The sequence below is a fragment of the Pseudomonas sp. WP18 genome (genome assembly GCF_036689585.1).
In the GTDB taxonomy this organism is placed as follows: Bacteria; Pseudomonadota; Gammaproteobacteria; order Pseudomonadales; family Pseudomonadaceae; genus Aquipseudomonas; species Aquipseudomonas chlororaphis_E.
The window spans coordinates 5,855,223-5,875,772 of sequence record NZ_CP144758.1; the positions used below are offsets into that span (position 1 = coordinate 5,855,223).

19 protein-coding genes and 1 pseudogene are annotated in these 20,550 nt (G+C 64.0%); 7 read left to right on the forward strand and 13 right to left on the reverse strand.

Going from position 1 to position 20,550, the window contains the following annotated elements; all coding sequences use genetic code 11:
- Positions 1 to 133: 133 nt before the first annotated feature.
- The 4 genes and pseudogenes from metF to V5F23_RS26120 all read left to right on the forward strand — a co-directional run bounded on the left by metF (position 134) and on the right by V5F23_RS26120 (position 5,093).
- Positions 134 to 979, forward strand: coding sequence for a methylenetetrahydrofolate reductase [NAD(P)H] (gene metF / locus V5F23_RS26105; protein ID WP_042729533.1), 846 nt, complete (start codon positions 134 to 136; stop codon positions 977 to 979).
- Between the two features lie 83 nt (positions 980 to 1,062).
- On the forward strand, positions 1,063 to 2,145 hold the full coding sequence (locus V5F23_RS26110; protein ID WP_042729532.1) for a hypothetical protein: 1,083 nt from the start codon (positions 1,063 to 1,065) through the stop codon (positions 2,143 to 2,145).
- A gap of 55 nt (positions 2,146 to 2,200) precedes the next feature.
- A pseudogene (locus tag V5F23_RS26115) lies at positions 2,201 to 3,011 on the forward strand (transporter substrate-binding domain-containing protein); the annotation flags it as partial.
- A gap of 228 nt (positions 3,012 to 3,239) precedes the next feature.
- Positions 3,240 to 5,093, forward strand: coding sequence for a DEAD/DEAH box helicase (locus V5F23_RS26120; RefSeq protein ID WP_042729530.1), 1,854 nt, complete (start codon positions 3,240 to 3,242; stop codon positions 5,091 to 5,093).
- 275 nt (positions 5,094 to 5,368) lie between these two features.
- Here the strand turns inward: V5F23_RS26120 and V5F23_RS26125 are convergent, their stop codons facing one another.
- From V5F23_RS26125 to V5F23_RS26135, 3 genes are all read right to left on the reverse strand, one after another.
- Complete coding sequence (locus V5F23_RS26125) at positions 5,369 to 5,962, reverse strand: YceI family protein (protein ID WP_042729529.1); 594 nt, start codon at positions 5,960 to 5,962, stop codon at positions 5,369 to 5,371.
- Positions 5,963 to 5,994: 32 nt separating this feature from the next.
- The gene (locus tag V5F23_RS26130; RefSeq protein ID WP_042729528.1) at positions 5,995 to 6,546 is read right to left on the reverse strand and encodes a cytochrome b; all 552 of its coding nucleotides are present in this window, start codon (positions 6,544 to 6,546) and stop codon (positions 5,995 to 5,997) included.
- A gap of 215 nt (positions 6,547 to 6,761) precedes the next feature.
- Positions 6,762 to 8,516 carry a flavin monoamine oxidase family protein gene (locus V5F23_RS26135; protein WP_042729527.1) on the reverse strand — a complete coding sequence of 585 codons (1,755 nt, stop codon included), beginning with the start codon at positions 8,514 to 8,516 and terminating at the stop codon, positions 6,762 to 6,764.
- A 248-nt stretch (positions 8,517 to 8,764) separates the two neighbouring features.
- Between V5F23_RS26135 and V5F23_RS26140 the strand changes: the two genes are divergently transcribed.
- Positions 8,765 to 10,171 (forward strand): adenosylmethionine--8-amino-7-oxononanoate transaminase, encoded by a 1,407-nt coding sequence (locus V5F23_RS26140; RefSeq protein WP_338496994.1) that lies wholly within the window; start codon positions 8,765 to 8,767, stop codon positions 10,169 to 10,171.
- Between the two features lie 159 nt (positions 10,172 to 10,330).
- Positions 10,331 to 11,050 carry a 16S rRNA (uracil(1498)-N(3))-methyltransferase gene (locus tag V5F23_RS26145; RefSeq protein WP_047735867.1) on the forward strand — a complete coding sequence of 240 codons (720 nt, stop codon included), beginning with the start codon at positions 10,331 to 10,333 and terminating at the stop codon, positions 11,048 to 11,050.
- 132 nt (positions 11,051 to 11,182) lie between these two features.
- Here V5F23_RS26145 and V5F23_RS26150 read toward each other — a convergent pair whose 3' ends face one another.
- Positions 11,183 to 11,800: a hemolysin III family protein gene (locus V5F23_RS26150; RefSeq protein ID WP_338473998.1), complete on the reverse strand. Its 618-nt coding sequence runs from the start codon at positions 11,798 to 11,800 to the stop codon at positions 11,183 to 11,185.
- A gap of 145 nt (positions 11,801 to 11,945) precedes the next feature.
- On the opposite strand from V5F23_RS26150, the gene V5F23_RS26155 reads away from it, so the two are divergent.
- Positions 11,946 to 12,860 carry a LysR substrate-binding domain-containing protein gene (locus V5F23_RS26155; protein ID WP_042731356.1) on the forward strand — a complete coding sequence of 305 codons (915 nt, stop codon included), beginning with the start codon at positions 11,946 to 11,948 and terminating at the stop codon, positions 12,858 to 12,860.
- Positions 12,861 to 12,968: 108 nt separating this feature from the next.
- Here the strand turns inward: V5F23_RS26155 and madM are convergent, their stop codons facing one another.
- The 9 genes from madM to mdcA form a co-directional block, all read right to left on the reverse strand.
- A complete protein-coding gene (madM, locus tag V5F23_RS26160) occupies positions 12,969 to 13,733 on the reverse strand; it encodes a malonate transporter subunit MadM (protein WP_042731367.1) in 765 nt (254 codons plus the stop codon).
- A 5-nt stretch (positions 13,734 to 13,738) separates the two neighbouring features.
- Entirely contained in the window at positions 13,739 to 14,131 is a 393-nt protein-coding gene (gene madL / locus V5F23_RS26165; RefSeq protein ID WP_042731357.1) for a malonate transporter subunit MadL, read from the reverse strand.
- 67 nt (positions 14,132 to 14,198) lie between these two features.
- Entirely contained in the window at positions 14,199 to 15,119 is a 921-nt protein-coding gene (gene mdcH, locus V5F23_RS26170) for a malonate decarboxylase subunit epsilon (RefSeq protein ID WP_338496998.1), read from the reverse strand.
- Positions 15,116 to 15,739 carry a malonate decarboxylase holo-ACP synthase gene (locus V5F23_RS26175; protein ID WP_053147225.1) on the reverse strand — a complete coding sequence of 208 codons (624 nt, stop codon included), beginning with the start codon at positions 15,737 to 15,739 and terminating at the stop codon, positions 15,116 to 15,118. Before V5F23_RS26175 ends, mdcH begins: the two co-directional genes overlap by 4 nt.
- Positions 15,733 to 16,536, reverse strand: a complete 804-nt coding sequence (mdcE, locus tag V5F23_RS26180) for a biotin-independent malonate decarboxylase subunit gamma (protein ID WP_042731360.1) — start codon at positions 16,534 to 16,536, stop codon at positions 15,733 to 15,735. Before mdcE ends, V5F23_RS26175 begins: the two co-directional genes overlap by 7 nt.
- Positions 16,533 to 17,384 carry a biotin-independent malonate decarboxylase subunit beta gene (locus V5F23_RS26185; RefSeq protein ID WP_042731361.1) on the reverse strand — a complete coding sequence of 284 codons (852 nt, stop codon included), beginning with the start codon at positions 17,382 to 17,384 and terminating at the stop codon, positions 16,533 to 16,535. The genes mdcE and V5F23_RS26185 overlap by 4 nt, the downstream gene beginning before the upstream one ends.
- On the reverse strand, positions 17,377 to 17,676 hold the full coding sequence (locus V5F23_RS26190) for a malonate decarboxylase subunit delta (RefSeq protein ID WP_042731362.1): 300 nt from the start codon (positions 17,674 to 17,676) through the stop codon (positions 17,377 to 17,379). The genes V5F23_RS26185 and V5F23_RS26190 overlap by 8 nt, the downstream gene beginning before the upstream one ends.
- Positions 17,676 to 18,551 (reverse strand): triphosphoribosyl-dephospho-CoA synthase, encoded by an 876-nt coding sequence (locus V5F23_RS26195; RefSeq protein WP_123579174.1) that lies wholly within the window; start codon positions 18,549 to 18,551, stop codon positions 17,676 to 17,678. The genes V5F23_RS26190 and V5F23_RS26195 overlap by 1 nt, the downstream gene beginning before the upstream one ends.
- Positions 18,551 to 20,221 carry a malonate decarboxylase subunit alpha gene (mdcA, locus tag V5F23_RS26200; RefSeq protein WP_123579175.1) on the reverse strand — a complete coding sequence of 557 codons (1,671 nt, stop codon included), beginning with the start codon at positions 20,219 to 20,221 and terminating at the stop codon, positions 18,551 to 18,553. Before mdcA ends, V5F23_RS26195 begins: the two co-directional genes overlap by 1 nt.
- Between the last annotated feature and the right edge of the window lie 329 nt (positions 20,222 to 20,550).

Consider the following 20,550-nt stretch of genomic DNA (forward strand, 5'->3'; position numbering starts at 1 on the left):
AGAGCGGGCTTGCTCGCGAAGACGGTGCATCATTCAACGTCTGATGTCGCCTGAGCCAGCGCCTTCGCGAGCAAGCCGCTCCCACATTGTGATGTGCAGGCTTCAAGGCTTACGAGTTTCCAAGGATATGACCATGTCCCAAGACCGTCGCTACAGCTTCGAATTCTTCCCGACGAAGACCGATGCTGGGCATGAAAAACTGATCGCCACTGCCCGCCAGTTGGCGAGCCACAAACCCGACTTCTTCTCCTGCACCTACGGCGCCGGCGGTTCGACCCGTGACCGCACGATGAACACCGTGTTGCAGCTCGAAAGCGAAGTGAAAGTCCCGGCAGCGCCCCACCTGTCCTGCGTGGGCGACAGCAAGGACGACCTGCGCGGCCTGCTGACCCAGTACAAGGCAGCGGGCATCAAGCGCATAGTTGCCCTGCGCGGTGACCTGCCCTCGGGCATGGGCATGGCCAGTGGTGAACTGCGCCACGCCAACGAACTGGTGAGCTTCATTCGTGAAGAGACCGGTGACCACTTCCACATCGAAATCGCCGCTTATCCGGAAATGCACCCGCAGGCGCGCAATTTCGAAGACGATCTGCGCAACTTCGTCCGCAAGGCCCACGCCGGGGCGAACAGCGCCATCACCCAGTACTTCTTCAACGCCGACAGCTACTTCTACTTTGTCGAACGCGTGCGGCAGCTGGGAGTCGACATTCCAGTGGTGCCGGGGATCATGCCGATCACCAACTACAGCAAGCTGGCGCGTTTCTCCGATGCGTGCGGCGCCGAGATCCCACGCTGGATCCGCAAGCAGCTGGAAGCCTATGGTGACGACACGTCCAGCATCCAAAGCTTCGGCGAGGACGTCATCACGCAAATGTGTGAACGTTTGTTACAGGGCGGTGCACCGGGGCTGCATTTCTATACCCTTAACCAGGCCGAGCCAAGCCTGGCGGTATGGAACAACCTCAAACTGCCACGTTAATGGCTTAACGTGCCGGTATGAAAAAGGCCTTGGCACCCTCCAAGGCTTTTTTTTCACCCAAGACACCTGAAGGATTGCAGTAGATGCTCAACGGTCAAAGGTTAAAGACCCCACAACTGATCTACCTGGTCTATGGGGCCAAGACCTATCACCAGGAAGCCTTGTTCAGCATCGCCAGCGCGTTGGCGGGCCTGCGCAAAACCCCCGGCGAAGCCTTGGATATCCAGGTATTCACCGACGATCCGGCACCGTACGAAGGCCTGCCGGTGCGCTTGCGCCTGCTGGACGACGAGACCCGCAAGGCCTGGATCGAGCCCCACGGCTATCATTTCCGCGCCAAGCATGTGGTGATGCAAAAGGTGCTTGAAGAAGCCGAACTGGCCCTGTTGATCGACACCGACACCTTCTTCCATTGCTCACCGCTCGAATTGTTCCGCCGTATCCAACCCGGCACCTTGCTGTGCAATGCCGTCAACCTGAGTTATGGCGCCAACAAGGATTCGTTGCTGTACGTGACGCTGGCGGACATCCTGCGTGAGCGCCGGCTGGCGGACGACAGCATGCCCCAGTTGAATTCGGGGGTCATCGGCCTCTACCACACGGAAGCGTCGGTGCTGGACCGCTCGATTGCACTGATGGATGAGCTCTTTCCCCTGGCACAAGGGGCCTACACCCTGGAAGAGTTCTGCCTGGCGGTGGCGGCCTACCGCTCGGTGCAACTGCGCGAATGCCCGGACCTGATCCATCACTATTGGAGCCGCAAGCAGCTGTTCCGCGCCAAGACCAAGGCCTGGCTCGACAAGCACCATGCCGCGCCCACCTGCCAGCAGGCGCTGGACGAAACGGCGCAGGTCACCACCGCTCTGCCCCGCCCTCCGGCGTTCCAACGCCTGGCCTACAAGTTCGTCACCCTGGCGCTGCCCGCCCATAAACGGCAATTCATGCGCGAGATCCTCTACGGCTGCTACCGCCATACCAACCAGTTCGATCAGGCTTGCGCCCCGGTCTGGTGGGAAAAAGCCCTGGAAAACGTCGAAGATCGCCTTAAAAAACCACTGGAAGACCACGAACTCAAGCGCTGGCTCAATCATCCGCTGATTCGCCTGGTGCTGGGCGAGCGCCGCGAGGTCATCTATGCGCACCTGATGCAGGCAAAAGGCGACTGAGGCCCAGGCCAGAGCACTCTAGCTATTTGATGAGCTCTCGTCGTAACCTCAGGGCATGCCCGTCATTACCCAGCTACTGACAGCCTTAATTCTCATGTGCCTGAGCATTGCCGCTCGGGCAGAGAAGTTGCGCATTGTCACTGAGCCCTGGGCGCCGTACGTGTACGAAGAAAACGGCAAGCGCCTGGGCCTGGACTACGAAACCACGGCCATTGTGTTCAAGCGCCTGGGGATCGACGTGGAATGGCAGTTCCTGCCCTGGAAGCGTTGCCTGGCGATGCTGGAGCAAGGCCTGGCGGACGGCGCGCTGGACATTTTCCACAGCGACGAGCGCGATGCCACGCTGCTGTACCCCAGCGAGCCGCTGTCGGACGTGGAGTTCGTGATGTTCTACGCCAATGCCCGCCCCCATCCCTTTCGTACACTCGACGACCTCAAGGGCCTGACCGTCGGCACGTCACCCGGCTATCTCTACAGCCAGGCCTTCAGCGAATCGAACCTGTTCAAGCGCGAAACCGCACCCACCCACGAAGCCAACTTCGGCAAGTTGCAACTGGGCCGGATCGACCTGCTCATCACCGATCGCCGGGTCGGCCGCCATGTGCTCGAGCAGATGCAGCTCGGCGACCAGATCACCGAGAACCCGACGGTCGTCAGTCGTCAGAGCCAATACCTGGCGGTGCGACGCAACGCCGGCATGGACCTGCTGGTGCAACGTTTCGGCGCCGAACTCAAGCGTTTCAAGCGCGAACCGGCCTATGCCGAACTGAGCGCCCGGTACGGCGCAGGCCCGATGGCCCAGGTCATGCCGTCGGCTGCGGCCAACGCCGAAATACACCGTTGAGCAGCAGGAAAGCAGCGCACGGCGTTTGCTCTGTTATACTCCGGCCTTCCCGCCAGGCTCACGCCCGGACGCCCGGTCTTGCAAAAGGTCTCCCGACACCGCTACAGCGCAGCTTTCAGCCCCGCGCGAGCCGTATCCGGACCCACCTTTAAGACCCGGCAGGACCGGACGGGATGACATTTATTGACCGTCATTCGCGCCAGGCAAGACTATCCCATTGGGCCAGGCCCTCACTAAAACAGGATTACTCATGTCCTTTGCTTCCCTCGGTCTCTCCGAGGCTTTAGTCGGCGCCATCGAAGCCGCCGGCTACACCGAGCCTACCCCGGTGCAACAGCGGGCCATTCCCGCCGTGTTGCAAGGTCGCGACCTGATGGTCGCGGCGCAGACAGGCACTGGTAAAACCGGCGGTTTCGCCCTCCCGATCCTGGAGCGGTTGTTTCCCAACGGTCACCCAGACAAATCCCAGCGTCATGGCCCGCGCCAACCGCGCGTACTGGTCCTGACCCCGACCCGCGAACTGGCGGCCCAGGTCCACGAGAGCTTCAAGATCTATGCCCGTGACCTGAAGTTCGTCAGCGCCTGCATCTTCGGCGGCGTGGGCATGAACCCGCAGGTCCAGGCCATGTCTCGCGGTGTCGACGTGCTGGTGGCCTGCCCCGGCCGCCTGCTGGACCTCGCCGGCCAAGGCAGCGTCGATTTGTCCCACGTGGAAATCCTCGTGCTGGACGAAGCCGACCGGATGCTCGACATGGGCTTCGTCCATGACGTAAAGAAGGTCCTCGCCCGCCTGCCCGCCAAGCGCCAGAACCTGCTGTTTTCGGCGACGTTCTCCAAGGACATCACCGACCTGGCCGGCAAGCTGCTGCACAACCCGGAACGCATCGAAGTCACGCCGCCCAACACCACGGTCGAGCGCATCGAGCAGCGAGTGTTCCGCCTGGCAGCCAGCCACAAGCGCGCCCTGCTGGCGCACCTGATCACCGCCGGCGCCTGGGAACAGGTCCTGGTGTTCACGCGCACCAAGCACGGCGCCAACCGCCTGGCCGAATACCTGGACAAGCATGGCCTGCCGGCCGTGGCGATCCATGGCAACAAGAGCCAGAACGCCCGCACCAAGGCCCTGGCCGACTTCAAGGCCGGTGAAGTGCGCATCCTGGTCGCCACCGACATCGCCGCCCGCGGCCTGGACATCGACCAGTTGCCCCACGTGGTCAACTTCGAACTGCCGAACGTCGATGAAGACTACGTGCACCGTATCGGCCGTACCGGCCGGGCCGGTCGTTCGGGCGAGGCGATCTCCCTGGTTGCGCCGGACGAAGAAAAGCTGCTCAAAAGCATCGAGCGCATGACCAAGCAGAAAATCGCCGACGGCGACCTGATGGGTTTCGACGCCAGCACCATCGAGGCCGAGAAGCCTGAAGTGCGTGAACGTCCGGACGTGCGCAACCCGCGCAATGCCCGTGGCCCACGGGGCGACGGTCCGAATGGCGGTGGCGGTGGTGGTGGCGGTCGCAAGGACAAAGGCAAGGACAAGGGCAAGGAAAAATCCGCCAGCAACGGCCGTGGCGAACGCCCGGCCCGTGAGCAGAAGCCCCGTGAAGGCAGCCCAGCCCGCGAGCAGCAGCGTCCGGCCCCACGCGCCGCAGCCGATCGCGCCCCGGACGAGTTCCTGGACGACGATATCGACAACTTCGGTAACCGCGTCGACTACGTACCGCAGCAAAAGCCCGCCCAAGGCCGCGGCCGTCGCCCGGGTGCTCCGGCACAAGGCGCAGCACGCAGCGGCCAGTCGCAGGGTCGCCAGAACGGTCCGCGCAACAGCAATGGCTCGTCCACCGGCACCCCGCCAGCCAAGCGCAACGGCCCACGCAACGGTGCACCCCGTGACGGCCAGGCACGCCGCGAAGACTCCCGCCCTCGCCGCCCGGCCCGTGACGACCAGTCTCGCCAGGAACCGGCCGTACAGAACCCACGTGGCAACCAGCCGAAGATCATGCACAAGGAGTCGAAGATCGATCGTTTCCCGACGCCTGAGCAGCTGGATCAACTGCCGAGCCGTCCACGAGGCGAGAAACCGGCCTTGCTGACCCGCAATCGCTGAGTTTTTCCGTGCCGTAGAAAATGCCCCTTGGTCTCACGATCAAGGGGCATTTTTGTTGAAGCCTCACACACATTCCTGTGGGGCACATCCTAATGTGGGAGCGGGCTTGCTCGCGAATGCGCACTGTCATTCAACATCTGTGTCTACTGGCCCACCGCTTTCGCGAGCAAGCCCGCTCCCACAGAGGTCAGGGGTCGTTTGCAGCATATTCATACGGCCATAAAAAAACGCCCCCGACCGTAAGGCCGGGGGCGTTTTCTTGTCAGGCGCGAAGATTACTTCGCTTTGACACCTTCAAACGAAACGTACAGCTCGACCACATCGGACGATGGGCCCAGGTCTTTCTGTTTGCCGAAGTCCGAGCGCTTGATGCTGGTGGTGCCTTCGAAGCCGGCACGGTAGCCGCCCCATGGGTCCTTGCCTTCACCCAGGAAAGTGGCCTTGACCACGACTGGCTTGGTCACGCCTAGCAGGGTCAGGTCGCCGGTGACGTCGGCCGTTTCCTTGCCATCAGCGTTCTTGCCGGTGGACTTGACGCTGGTGGAGACGAACTTGGCGTCGGCGAATTTGCCCGCGTTCAGGAAGTCGGCACTGGCGATGTGCTTGTCGCGCTCGGCGTGGTTGGTGAACACGCTGGCGGTGCGGACGTTGAACTCGATCTTGCTGTCTTCAGGCTTGGCGGCGTCGAAGTTGAACTTGCCGTCGATGTCCTTGAAGGTACCGGTGATGTAGCTGTAGCCCAGGTGGCTGATCTTGAAGTCGACGAAGGCGTGCTGACCTTCCTTGTCGACTACGTAGTCGGCAGCCATGGCCTGGCCGGCCAGCAGGGTGGAACCGATTGCCAGGGCGGCGAGCGTCTTTTTCAACATGCTTTCTATTCCTTTGGAGTCGAGGTTGAACATCAGGCTTGGCGCCCCAGCATGCGCTTGAGGGTCGCGTCACGGTCGATAAAGTGGTGTTTCAATGCTGCCAACGCATGGAGGCCGGAGAAAATGACCAGCGCCCATGCCAGGTACAGGTGAATCAGGCCGGCGACGTCTGCCTGGTCAGGCAGTCCAGACACCAACGCGGGTACTTCGAACAGGCCAAACACCGGGATCCCGACACCGTCTGCGGTGGAAATCAGGTAACCGGCAATCATCACGGCGAACAACCCGAGATACAGGGCACTGTGGCCGAGCTTGGCGCCGACGCGGGTCAGGCGACCATAGCTGGGCAAGGTCGGTGGCGGCGGGCTGACAAAACGCCAGAGCACCCGCAGCAGCATCACCGCCAGCAGCACCAGGCCAATGCTCTTGTGCAGGTCCGGCGCGTCTTTGCGCCAGGTGCTGTAGTAATCCAGGCCGACCATCCACAAGCCAAGCGCGAACAAACCGTACACCACCAGCGCAACGCCCCAGTGCAAAACGATACTGACCCAGCCATAGCGAGAAGAAGAGTTGCGTAGCTGCATTGCTCATATCCTGTAAAAACTGCGACCAAGACTAGCGAGTTATCTATCGATTTAAAGCGGAAAATTTCGCTTTGAAATATCGAGAAATACGATCATCAGTGTGGGTGGAGCGGGTTAAGAAAAGATTAAAGCTAATACGCTGTGTGGTATTGGGTAATCCCCAGGCAAAAAAAGCGCGGCTGATACGCCGCGCTTTTTTGGTTCACCCCGAGTCGTTACTGAGCCTTGGTCTCAGCCGGTGTGGCCGTGGCCGGCTTGGCCGCCGGTTTTTTTGCCGGTGCGGATTTCTTCTCCGGCGCTTTTTTCGCCGGCGTTTTCGCCGCAGGCTTCTTGGCAGCCGGCTTGGCGGCGGCCTTCTTCGCCGGTTCAACCTTGGCCGGGACCGCAGGTTTCGGCGCTTCCACCGGAGCCGGGGCCGGTGCGGGAGCAGGCGCCGGGGCGGGTGGCGCTACCGGTTCCGGTGCCTTGACCGGCTCTGGCTTCTTCTCGTCGTCCGAACCACCGAACAGGTTGGTGAAGAAGTTGCCCTTCTTCGCCGCCACGGCGCCCGCGGCTGCGGCCGCGACCGGAGCTACCTTGGCCGGCTCGAACGACTTGCCCGCGGCCAGGTCTTCCACCTGGCTGGCCGCCCGTTGACCGCTGCGCAGCGCACCTTCGAGGGTGCCTGGGTACAAGGTGTCGGTGTGCTCGCCGGCAAAGGCTACGCGTTGCAACGGTTTTTCCCACAGACGCCAGTACTTGCTGATCTGGCCCGGGCCAAAGGCCAGGTAGGCGCCGCCCATGGACGGGTCGGTGCTGTAGCGGCGGATTTCATAGCCGGTGAACGCGCCACGGGCCTGTGGGTAGAACGCGTGCAGGCGAATGAGCACCTGGTCGACCATCTGCTTGTCGCCGAAGGCCTGCATCACCCGGGCGTTGTCGCCAGACAGGTTGATGACCACGTTGGCGCCGCCCTTCAAGGCCGGCTCGATCCACATCATGCCCAGGCCGGTGTTGCTGTAGATCTCGCCGGACATGCGCGCCTTGCTGTCCCATACCGGGGTCTTGAACTTGAGCATGATCTGGTCGCGCCAACCATAGTTGGTGCCTTTGATCGCGCCCTGGTGCTGGGCGTCGAGGGCCGGGGTCAGCTGGATCTTGTTCAGCGCCCGCAGCGGTACGGCCAACACCACGTAGTCGGCCTGGTAGCCGACGGCGCCGACCTTGACGGTCACGCCGTCCTTGTCCTGGGAAATCGCCGATACCGGCGAGTTGGTCTTGATGGTCTTCAGTTGCTTGACGAACGCCTGGGCCAGGACCGGGCTGCCGCCGAGCAGGCGCGAGGCCCGCAGGTCGCGGTCGGACACGCCCCGGTAAACGCGGTTCTGCTGTGCGAAATACAGCAGCGACAGGCGCGAAGGTTCGTCATAACGGGTACGGATTTCCTGGTTCACCAGTTGCCGCGCGGTAGCGGGCAGTTGCAGGCGGTCGAGCCAATTGGACACGGTGATCTGGTCCAGGGCGTGCAACGTGCTGGTGGCGGCCGGGTTCTGCGGGTCCTCGATGGAGCGCGCCAGGTCGTCCAGGGTGGTTTCGTAGCGCTTCAGGGCTTCGGCGGTGGCCGGCTGCTTGGTCGCCAGGTCCGCGGCCGTGAAGTAGGTGCCGTCGATCAGGTAGCTGGGGGTGCGCACGAACTCCGGGGCCGGCGTGGTGCTCAGCTTGAAGGTCGAGACGTATTTGTTCAGTACCGGCTGGGTCTTGTCATTGCCGATCCATTCACTGGTGGCCATGCCCGAACGGCCGCCCAGGTCCTGCTTGGCCTCCAGCAGCGTCACGGCCCAACCCTTGTTCTGCAGCTCATAGGCCGCCGTCAGCCCCGCCAGGCCGCCACCGACGACGATGGCCGTCGGTTGTTTGTCCTTGGCCAGCGCCGAAACGCTGAACAGCCCTATCATCACCAGCGCACAGGCGCGCAGCCAACCAGCAGACATTCAGCGAACTCCGGATTAAAACGTAGGAAATTTCAGTTGTTCGAGCCAGACGGCTCTCGGTCTTGCGAGCCAGTCGGCTCAGGGAACGGCGAAGAATACGTCAGCCATCAAAACGCCGCCAGCGACGTCTATCGCCTCGGCCAAAGTAGCGGGAATGACACAATGGGTTGTCCGCGCGGCCACCATTGCATAGGCTTGCGCGATTGTTTTGCCCGCGCCCGCCGCGAGCCGCACCGAGGAGACTGTAAATGGGCCTGAATGACCAGTGGATGCAACGCGATCTCGCCGTGCTGTGGCATCCCTGCACCCAGATGAAAGACCACGAACAGCTGCCGCTGATCCCGATCAAGCGCGGTGAAGGCGTGTGGCTGGAAGACTTCGAGGGCAAGCGCTACCTCGATGCCGTCAGCTCCTGGTGGGTCAACGTGTTCGGCCACGCCAACCCGCGCATCAACCAGCGGATCAAGGATCAGGTCGATCAACTGGAGCACGTGATCCTCGCCGGTTTCAGCCATCAGCCGGTGATCGAACTGTCCGAGCGCCTGGTCAAGCTCACGCCTGAAGGCCTGACGCGGTGCTTCTACGCCGATAACGGCTCGTCCTGCATCGAAGTGGCGATGAAGATGAGCTTCCATTACTGGGTCAACCGCGGCCGGTCGGACAAAAAGCGCTTCGTCACCCTGAGCAACAGCTATCACGGCGAAACCATCGCGGCGATGTCGGTGGGCGACGTGCCGCTGTTCACCGAAACCTACAAGGCGCTGCTGCTCGACACCCTCAAGGTGCCGAGCCCCGATTGCTACCACCGGCCCGAGGGGGTGAGCTGGGAAGCGCATTCGCGCACGATGTTCGCCGCCATGGAGCAGACCCTCGCCGAACATCACGATACGGTCGCGGCGGTGATCGTCGAGCCGCTGATCCAGGGCGCCGGCGGCATGCGCATGTATCACCCGGTGTACCTGAAACTGCTGCGCGAAGCCTGCGATCGCTACGGCGTGCACCTGATCCACGACGAAATCGCCGTCGGCTTCGGGCGCACCGGCACGATGTTCGCCTGTGAGCAGGCCGGCATCACGCCGGACTTCCTGTGCCTGTCCAAGGCCCTGACCGGTGGCTACCTGCCGCTGGCGGCCTGCCTGACCACCGACGAGGTCTACAGCGCCTTCTACGACGACTACCCGACTCTACGGGCCTTCCTGCATTCCCACAGCTACACGGGCAATCCACTGGCCTGCGCGGCGGCCCTGGCGACGCTGGATATCTTCGAGCAAGACCAGGTCATCGACAACAACCGGGCCCTGGCCCAGCGCATGGCCAGCGCCACCGCGCACCTGGTCGATCATCCGAATGTCGCCGAAGTGCGCCAGACCGGCATGGTGCTGGCCATCGAGATGGTCAAGGACAAGGCGAGCAAGACCGCCTACCCCTGGCAGGAACGGCGTGGCCTGAAGGTGTTCCAGCATGCCCTGGAGCGCGGGGCGTTGTTGCGTCCGCTGGGGAGCGTGGTGTATTTCCTGCCGCCGTACGTCATCACCCCGGAGCAGATCGACTTCCTGGCCGAAGTGGCCAGCGAAGGCATCGACATTGCCACCCGAGACACGGTCAGCGTGGCGGTGCCGAAGGACTTTCATCCGGGCTATCGCGACCCTGGCTGAAGATAGATTCCCCTGTGGCGAGGGAGCTTGCTCCCGCTCGATTGCGCGGCAATCGCAAAAAAAGGGCCGCTTCGCAGCCCAGCGGGAGCAAGCTCCCTCGCCACAAAAAGCGCCCGATCAAAATAGCAACGACACCCCCTGATTCAGCAGAGAACCAACATGAGACTGTCCCGCTTCTTCATCGACACCCCCCTGAGCCTCGGCGACCACGAGCTGCCCGAGGCCCAGGCGCATTACATCGGCCGGGTGCTGCGCATGGCAGAGGGGGATGCGGTGCAGGTGTTCGACGGCTCGGGCCAGGAGTTTCGCGGTAGCCTGGCCGAAGTCGGCAAGAAGCGCGTGCGGGTGCAACTGGACGAGCAGTTCGCCGGGCAGCCTGAATCACCGTTGCGCATTCACCTCGGCCAGGGCTTGTCCCGGGGCGAGCGCATGGACTGGGCCATCCAGAAAGCCACGGAACTGGGCGTCAGCGAGATCACGCCGATATTCAGCGAACGCTGCGAAGTGCGCCTCAAGGACGAACGCGCCGACAAACGCCTGCTGCACTGGCGCCAGGTGGCGATCAGCGCCTGCGAGCAATGCGGCCGTTCGACCGCGCCGGTGATCCATGCGCCATTGCTGCTGGCCGATTGGCTGAAGCAGACCGAGGCCGAGCTGAAACTGGTGCTGCACCCGGTGGCCGAGCCACTGGTCAGCCATGCCAGGCCATCGACGCTGGCCTTCCTGATTGGCCCCGAAGGCGGGTTGTCCGAGGGCGAAGTCGAACAGGCCAAGGCCGCCGGCTACCACGCCGCCCGCCTCGGCCCTCGGGTGCTACGCACCGAAACCGCGCCGGTGGTGGCGCTGGCGGTGGCGCAGCAGTTGTGGGGGGATTTCTAACCGCCTGCGGCCACTGAGGAACCCGTGTGGGAGCGGGCTTGCTCGCGAATGCCATGGGTCAGTGACATCGATGTTGGCTGACCTACCGCTTTCGCGGGCAAGCCCGCTCCCACACGGGTTAAGCGGTGTTTGTCAGAGTACATAACGCAGAATCGCCACGAAGTGCAGCAGGCTGCCGGCGATCACGAACAGGTGCCAGATGCCATGGGCATGGCGCAGGCGTTTATCGAGGGCGAAGAAAATGATGCCCACGGTGTACAACACGCCGCCCGAGGCCAGCCAGGCGAAACCGGTGCTGCCCAGGGCCGCCAGCAGCGGCTTGACCGCCACCAGCACGATCCAGCCCATCACGGCGTAGATCACGATCGACAGGATCCGCGCCTCGGACCGCGGCTTGATCTCCTGCAGGATCCCGATCAGCGCCAGCCCCCAGACGATCCCGAACAGGCTCCAGCCCCACGGCCCGCGCAAGGTCACCAGGCAGAACGGCGTGTAGCTGCCGGCGATCAGCAGGTAGATCGAAAAATGATCGACCTTCTGCATGATCTCTTTTCGGCGCCCGCGCACGCTGTGATAGACCGTCGAGGCGCTGTACAGCACCAGCAGGGTAAACCCGTAGATCGCCACGCTGACGATCTTCCAGGGATCGCCGGTCAGCGCGGCAATCACCACCAGCCACACACCACCGATAAAGGCCGCAACGGCCCCGACCAGGTGGGTCCATGCGTTGAGTCGTTCCCCGTGATACATCGATTTCTGACCCTCCATGATGAAACAGGCGCCAAGGCTCAGCCCTGTGGCGCAAAAGTGCAATGGTTTGCTTCTTGGCGAAGAACACTCCGTGGCATCAGATCGATTGAGGCACAATCGGATGACACGAATAAGAGCCCGCCCCATGCTGATCGACGAAGAATTGACCCTGAAGAAACTCGAGGTGTTCCTGGCGTTCATGCGCACCGGCAACCTGGCGCGGGCGGCGGTTGAGTTGCAGACCAGCAACGTCAGTGTGCACCGGGCCATTCACTCGCTGGAGAGCGCCCTGCGTTGCCCGCTGTTCAAGCACGAAGGTCGCAACCTCACGCCGCTGGAAAGCGCCTACGTGCTGGAGGAACGGGCCCAGAAGCTGATTCAGGACGTGGTCGAAAGCGTGCGCCTGACCCGTGAGGCCGCCGGGTTCTCCGCTGAGCGTTTCAAGCTCGGCTCGCTCTACTCACTGACGGTCAAGACCGTCCCGCAACTGATCATGGGCCTGAAGATCCGCCGCAGCGAACTCAACATCGACCTGATCATGGGCTCCAACATCGACCTGCTGTACAAGCTCAAGAACATGGAAGTGGACGCGATCCTGGTCTCGCTGGACGACAGCGTCAACGACCCGGACTGCGAGCACATCGCGCTGTTCTCCGATGACATTTTCCTCGCCACGCCGGCCGACTCACCGTTCGCCCAGCGCAGTGAGGTCGACCTGGCCGAGGTCCGCGACGAGACGTTCATCACCCTGACCCAGGGGTTTGCCACGCACCAGGACGGCATCCGGGTGTTCAGGCAGGCGGGGTTCGAGCCGAAGGTGGCGATGCAGGTCAACGACATCTTTACCCTGCTGAGCATGGTCAGCTCGGGCGTGGGCTATGCGTTGCTGCCAGGCAGGATCGCGGCGGTGTACGAGAACCGGGTGAAACTCATCCCGTTGCAGGACAAGTACCGATTGCAACAGCACATCGGCGTGGTGTTCCTCAAGGCCAAGGAGCGCGACCCGAACCTGCTGGCGTTGCTCGCCGAGTGCCGGATGTACGCCAATCGCCAGGGTTGAGACCCCGCGGACTTCTTCGCGAACAGGCTCGCGCCCACAAGATCCCAGGGCCTCTCGATCAAACGTGGGGCGAGCCTGCTCGCGAAGGGGGCGCCCCTGCCAACCGAACTACCCCAACAGCCCTCGCATGATCAAAAACAGTACCGAGGGACCCAGCAAGCAACCCAGCGCGGTATAGAACGCCGCCGTCAGACAACCATAGGGCACCAGCTTCGGATCCGTGGCTGCGAGCCCGCCCGCCACGCCACTGGAGGTCCCCATCAAGCCGCCGAAGATCACCGCGCTGCGTGGGTTGTTCAGGCCGATCAGTGGCGCCACGAACGGCGTCGCCACCATGACCAGGATCGCTTTGATCAAGCCTGCGGCAATCGACAGTGCCATCACCTCGGAACTGGCGCCGATGGCTGCGCCGGTCACGGGGCCGACGATGTAGGTGACCGCGCCTGCGCCAATGGTAGTCAGGCTTATCGCGTCGGTATAACCGAAGGCCATCGCCACCCCAACACCGGCGATGAATGATGTCCCGACGCCGACGAACAGCGCCAGCACTCCGACGAAACCGGCACGCTTGAGTTCTTCGATGTTCACGCCGAACGCAGTGGCGACGATGGCAAAGTCGCGCAACATCGCGCCGCCCAGCAGGCCGATGCCCGAGAGCAATGGAATGTCCACCACCCCTTTCTGTCCCCCGGTCATCGCGCCGCCAATGTACGACAGCACCAGCCCCAGCAGTATCGCGATGGCTGAACCATGTAGGCGACCCTTGGTGAATGTGTTACTGATCCAGTACGACACCCACATGGTGATGCCGACAATCGCGAAACCGCTGATCAGGCCGTAGCCGGTGATGACCTTCATCAATGACTCGTACATGGCGATCACCCTACCGTTTTCACGCAGGTGTCGGCTTCAGGCCCCTTGTTGCCGATGCGCACCAGCACCGGCACCATTGCAAAGGCAATCACCACCGCCAGAGTCCCCGCCAGGATCGCCATCGGCCCGCCCTTGAGGGCACCGTAGACATTCTGCTGGGCTGCCATTGCCACAACGATGGGAATGTAGACCGCGCTCCAGAATTCCACCCCGGCCTCGGATTTGCCCTTGAACAGACCACGCTTGCCCAGGTAGCTGCCCAGGCCGATCAGCAACAGCATTGCAATGCCGACCCCGCCGACATTGGCCGGCACGCCGATCAACTTACCCAGCAGTTCACCGATGAAAATACCCGTCAGGGTACAAAAAGCCAGAAACGCCACGCCGTAAATAATCATTGTTGTAGTCCTCAAAATGCATCGTCGAAGTTGTTGTTTTTGTGCTTCGCCAGCTTGAGTCGGTGGTCTAGGGTTGGCGGCGTCCCTCCTCTGCGAGCAGCGTCTGCAGCGTATCGAGCCGGGCACCGTCATAGGCCATGACCGTGCCCGACTCGAACACCCGGCGCGCCAGCCCGGTCAGCACCGCACCGGGTGGCAGTTCGATCTGCAGCCGCACACCGCGCTCGTAGGCACTTTGCACCGTGCCGCGCCAATCGACGACACGGCACATGTTGAAGGCCAGGTCGTCACGCAAGGCCTGCGGCGCGATGACCGGCCGGGCACGGCTGCCGCTCAAGTAACCCAAGGCCAGTGCTTGCAGCGGTACATCGGCAAATGCCTGGGCCAACGTTCGCGCCGGCGTCTCCAGCAGCGGGCAATGGGACGGCACGCTCACCGCCAGGCGACAGGCCTTGCCGGCGCCCTGGCCGCGCGCGTGCCTGGCGACGGTGGCCATGGCCTCGTCGCTGCCGGCGATGACCACCTGGTTATCGGCATTGATATTGGCCAGGTAGACCGGCGTGCTGTCGCTGTGCACTTGCGCCAGCAAGCCTTCCACGGCGGCGAGGTCCAGGCCGATGATGGCGGTCATGCCATAGCCCTGTGGGTACGCCTGCTGCATCAACTCGCCCCGAAGGCTGACCAGCCGCAGCGCATCCTCGAAGCCCAACGCACCCGCCACCACCGCCGCCGGATAGGCACCGATGGACAACCCCGCCACATAATCCGGTGCCGGCGCCTGCTCCAGCAATCGACGGGATGCCGCCACGCCGGCGATCAACAGGCACAACTGCACGGCGCGGGTCGATTGCAACGCCTGGGCGCTGTCCAGTTGCAGCACGTCTTCACCGAGCACTTCGCTGGCCTGTTCCAACCACTGCGGCGCCAGGCCGTGGAGCATGCCTGCCCGCTGCGCGCCCTGGCCCGGAAACACCAAAAGGCTGCTCATGCCACCTGCTCCAGCGCCGGCTGCCAGGGATTGCTCACCAGTCGGGCCTGGTGGTCATCCTTGAGCAGGACCCGGCGCGACGACCCCGCCCACTCCCGCAGCGCCACGGCGCCGAAGGGCGTTTGCAGCTGCATGTCCACCCCGCACGCCGAGTCCTCCAGGTCCGCCAGCAACGCCTTGGCCCGCTGGCGTTCCAACGGTTGTGGCGTGCGCAGAATCAGGTCCAGGTCGCTGCGCGCATGCAGGGCCTCGACCCCACTGGCAAGCTCGAACCCGGCGCTGCCGCTGATGCCCCAGCGCCAGCCGCAGGCATCGAGCAGCGGCCGCAGACGGGACAGCGCTCGCAGGGCCGGCAGGTCGCGAGCGGAGTGGGCCTGGCACAGGTCTTCCGGGCGAACCCGGCGCAGGATCGCCGCCAACGGCATCGACGTGGCATAACGTTGTTCCCGGGCCCGACCACGAATGCCCACCGCCACCCACCCCGCCGGGCTCAGTGCCCGTCGTACCACCACCGGGTGCCCGAGACCGAGGGCTTCGCTCGCCCAGGCGGGTGCATCCAATGGCAACTGCGCCGGGGTCATCCCCCAGAGCAGGTCGTGGGCCAAGAAGGTGCTCACCACTGCTCACTCAGCAATTGGCGAACATGGCTGGAAGCGGCGCGATGGGGCGCCCCAAGGCGACTGCGCAAATCCCGAGGCGCCCCGCCGACATGCTTGATCGCCTGTTGCAGGCAGTCGGCAACCCGGGCCAGATCGGTCACCGAGGGCTGTTCGATCTGCTCGACCGACAAGGTTTCCCAGAGCAATCCCAGGCTGGCAAAGCTGTCGATGTCATAGGCCATCGGCGGCACGCTGGCGGCCAGTGCTTCCAGTTCTTCGACACTGCGCAGGGTCACCCGCGCCGCCGACGCCTTGCCCATGGCGTGGACCATCACCCCCGGATCGCGCAGCGCAATCAACCGGTTCGCCTGGTAGCCGTGGGCCAGGAACGCCCCAGACATCGCCTTGCCCACCAGCAGGCCGATCACCGGGTGCCCGGCCAGGCGGGCACGGGCGTAACTGTCCGCCGCCCCCGCCAGGGCCTGATGGATGCCCAGGGCTTCTTCCCGGCGCCCATAAGCCTGGCTGGGCACATCGACAATGGCGATCAGCGCCCGCTTGGCGGACGCCTGGCGGTCGGCCTCGATGGCGTCGTCCACCGCCTTGGCCAGGCCCCAGCCCTCCAGCAAACCGACCTCGCCGTTGCGCGCACGGGGAAAACGGTTGTCGGGGTCGGCCACGACCGCCAACAGGCGCACGGCCTGTTCGCCCAGCGTCGTGTCGACGACTTTCACCGAAGCAGGCAATCCCGACAGCGGCTCGGCACCGCCGCTCAAGGCTTCGAACCAGCGCAAGCCTCTCAATGAATACGAACTCATGGGCGTTCTCCCTGATACAACTGGCGAACCGCGGCCGGTTCGATCTGCGCGTGCGTGTCCAGGCGAGCCAGGCGTTGCAGGAACAGCCCGGCCTGGCCGCTGCGGTGCTGGGCAGGTACGCCCAGGTGCAGCAACTGGCTGACCTGTTGGCGAATCTGTGTCACATCATCGGCGCTGTAGCGGTCCACCAGCCCGGTGGCAAAACGCTGTTCGCCGCCGGTCAGGCTCCAGATGAAGGGGCGGTCGCGGGAGTCGTACTCGTCGAGCCCGGCCTCCTGCTCGATCACCTGCGGGCCGTTCAGGCCCAGCCGGGCCTCCTGGGTCACCAGCAGGTAACTGCACAATCCGGCGGCGATGGACATGCCGCCAAAGCAGCCGACGCTACCCGCCACCACGCCCACCACCGGCTGGTACTGGCGCAGGTCGACGATCGCCGAGTGGATCTCGGCAATCGCCGCCAGGCCCAGGTTCGCCTCCTGCAAGCGCACGCCGCCGGTTTCCAGCAGCAGCACGGCGCGGGTCGGAATGCCACGACGGTTGTCCTCGGCAGCCAACTCCAGCGCACCGGCAATCTTCGCCCCACCGACCTCGCCGAGGCTGCCGCCCTGGAACGCGCCTTCGATCGCGGCGATCACCACCGGCAGGCCGTCGAGCGAGCCCTTGGCGATCACCACCCCGTCGTCGCTTTGGGGCACCACGCCTTGTCGCAGCAACCAGGGCGACATGACCCGCTGGAACGGGTCGAGCAACTCGCGAAACGTACCGGCATCGAGCAAGGCTTTCGCCCGCTGCCGGGCACCGAGTTCGACGAAGCTGTGCTTGTTGAGCAACGCTGCGCTGTCAGTCATGACCGATCTCCTCGAAGCCTTGTTCCAGGCGCAGGCGTACCACCCCCGGGGTGGCGCCGAAATCGTGGATGTCGATGGCCAGCGCGGGAGGCGTCTGGCCGTCGAACATCCGGGCGAACAGATGTTGCCAGCGTTGTTCGCTGCCATTGACCGAGGTCTGCACCTGGATGGTCAGCTTGCCGGCCAGCCCCGGCTCGATCAGCACTTCCAAGTCGCCCGAGCCGACACAGCCCACCAGGGCACGCCCCCGTGGCGGCTGCCCGGCGGGGAATTCAAACATTAAGGTTTGCATCAGAAAGCTCCCTGGATGAGGCCGTCACCCGATTCGATACGGTCGACGAACAGGCAGGCGGCGAGCAGGTCGGCGGCGCCGCCGGGCGAGGCGTTCAAGGCGATCAGTTGTTGGTCCAGCCCGTGCAAGCGGCGGCGGCCGTCGAGGCTGGCACTGCCGCCGGCGTCCAGCACCGCCTGGGCACCGGTCTGCATGGCCTGCAAACCGGGCTCGCCGGCGCGGTACAGCACGCAGGTGTCCGCCAGTTGGGTCATGATCGCCAGCAAGGCATCGAGCCGGGCGTTCTGTTCACCATGCCCTCGGGCGCGGCTGCGTCTGAGTTGCGGCAGGGCCCGTTGCGTGATCGAAGGGAAACCAAGCTGCGCTTCTTCCCTGGCGCCGCGGGCGCCGTAGCGTTGAGCGACTTGGGCGCCATGGCTGAGGGGCCTTGGCGCATAGCGATCGTCGAGCAGCGCCAGGCGTGCGGCGCGCAAGGTGACCGCGCCGGCCGTAGCGGCTTGAGGTGCCAGCGCCGCCGCGGCCACCAACAGGCCCAGCGCCCAGATCGCGCCACGATGGGTGTTCACGCCGCCGGTGGTGGCAAGCATTGATGCTTCCCCTTCCCGCCCGATCCGCCCGAGGGCTTCGCGCAGCGGCAGGCCGATTTCACCGAACTCGATCGCTGCTTCAGCCATTTGCTTGAAAGCCGGCCACAAGGCCAGCGCCGAGGCGTGCATCAGTCCGAGGTGCAGGTCGGTGTGGGCGCCGTTGCCACGCCGGTCCACCAGCGCCGGTTTGGGCGACAGGTCCGCTTCGTCGATCAGCACGTCCACCGCCAGGTCGGCCAGTCGGTCGGCCAGGCTCAGGGTTTTCGGTTGCAGGTTGAATGCGAGCATTACCAACTCCTGAATTTGGCGGGCGGGTTGTAGAGGCCACCGGACCACTCCACCAGATCGGCCACGCTCTTGGCGGCGAGCCATTGGCGGGTGGCGTCGGTGCGGCGAATGCCGAGGTCTTCGGGCAAGGCGATCAAGCCCTCGCGGCGCATGCGGGCGGTGTCCTTGGGGTTGTGCCGCAGGCCGATGGCGGTGACGCCGGCCACAGCAGCGATCATGGCCTGGCGCTCTTCCAGGGAACGGGCCTTGTACAGGTAGGCGATGCCTTCCTCGGTGAGCAGGTGGGTGACGTCGTCGCCGTAGATCATGATCGGCGCCAGGGGCATCCCGGCTTTCCTGGCCACGTCCACCGCGTCGAGGGTGTCGACGAAGGTGGGCTTGCCGCCTTCCTGGAAGGTTTCGACCATTTGCACCACCAGCTTCTTGCCACGTTCGAGCAATGGCGCCTCGCCGTCGCCATGGCGCATGTCGAGCCAGGCCGGCGTGCCATGCCGGCGACCACGCGGGTCGTGGCCCATGTTCGGTGCCCCGCCGAAGCCGGCCAGTCGCCCTCGGGTCACGGTGGAGGAATGGCCGTCGCCGTCCACTTGCAGGGTCGCGCCGATGAACAGGTCCACCGCGTATTGCCCGGCCAGTTGGCACATCATGCGGTTGGAGCGCAGCGAGCCGTCGTGGCCGGTGAAGAACACGTCCGGCCGGGCGGCGATGTAGTGCTCCATCCCCAGCTCGGTGCCAAAACAATGCACGCTTTCGACCCAACCGCTTTCAATGGCCGGGATCAACGTCGGGTGCGGGTTGAGGGTCCAGTTGCGGCAGATCTTGCCCTTGAGCCCGAGGGATTCGCCGTAGGTCGGCAAGATCAGCTCGATCGCCGCGGTGTTGAAGCCGATGCCGTGGTTGAGGGACTGGACGTTGTGTTTCTCATAGATCCCACGGATCGCCATCATCGCCATCAAGACGTGCACCGGCTTGATGTGACGCGGGTCGCGGGTGAACAGCGGCTCGATATAGAACGGCTTGTCGGCCACCACCACGAAATCCACCCAGGACGCCGGGATATCCACCCGCGGCAGGTCGCTGACGTCGTCTACCAACTGATTGACCTGGACGATGACGATGCCATCGCTGAACGCCGCCGGTTCAATCAACGCCGGGGTGTCTTCGGTGCTCGGGCCGGTGTAGATGTTGCCGGCGCGGTCGGCCATGAAGCCGGCCGAGAGCACCACGTTGGGAATCAGGTCCACCACCAGCCGGGCGTAAAGCTCGATGTAGGTGTGGATCGCGCCGACTTCCAGCAGCCCGTCTTCGAGCAACTGGCTGATGCGCAGGCTCTGGGTGCCGGCGAAGGAAAAGTCGAGCTTGCGGGCGATGCCGCGTTCGAACAGGTCCAGGTGCTCGGGCCGGCCGACGCTGGGCATGATCATGTGCAGGTCGTGCAGCTTCGAAGGATCGGCCTTGGCCAGGGCGCGCGCGAGGAAATCCGCCTGCTTCTGGTTATTGCCCTCCAACACCACACGGTCGCCTGGCAGGACCAGCGCCTCCAGCGCCGCCACGATCTTGTCGGTGGGCAACACCACACCGTCGGCCAGCCCCTTCACCAGCCCGAGACGCCGCTGCTTTTCGCCGCGCCGCCGCGTCCAGCGCGAGTCGGGGGATATTGTTGTTGTCATGACCACTCCACGGGTTCGCTGTCGTGGGGCTTACCTTAGGAGCGATGGTGTGACGGCATCAATCAAGCTCGATGGAGGATCGTTACGCTTGGCGTAATGATCGAGCACAACCCTTGTGAAAGGCGGTTTGAGACACGGCGCCAGCCCTCGTGGGAGCGAGCTTGCTCGCGAAGACGGCGGCACGGTCAACATTATCGGTGACTGACATATCGCTTTCGCGAGCAAGCTCGCTCCCACAGCGAGGGATGGCGGGCTGCTTGAAATTGAGACTCAGCGCCGGACTTTGTGGGAGCGGGCTTGCCCGCGAAGGCGGCGGCACGGTCAGCATC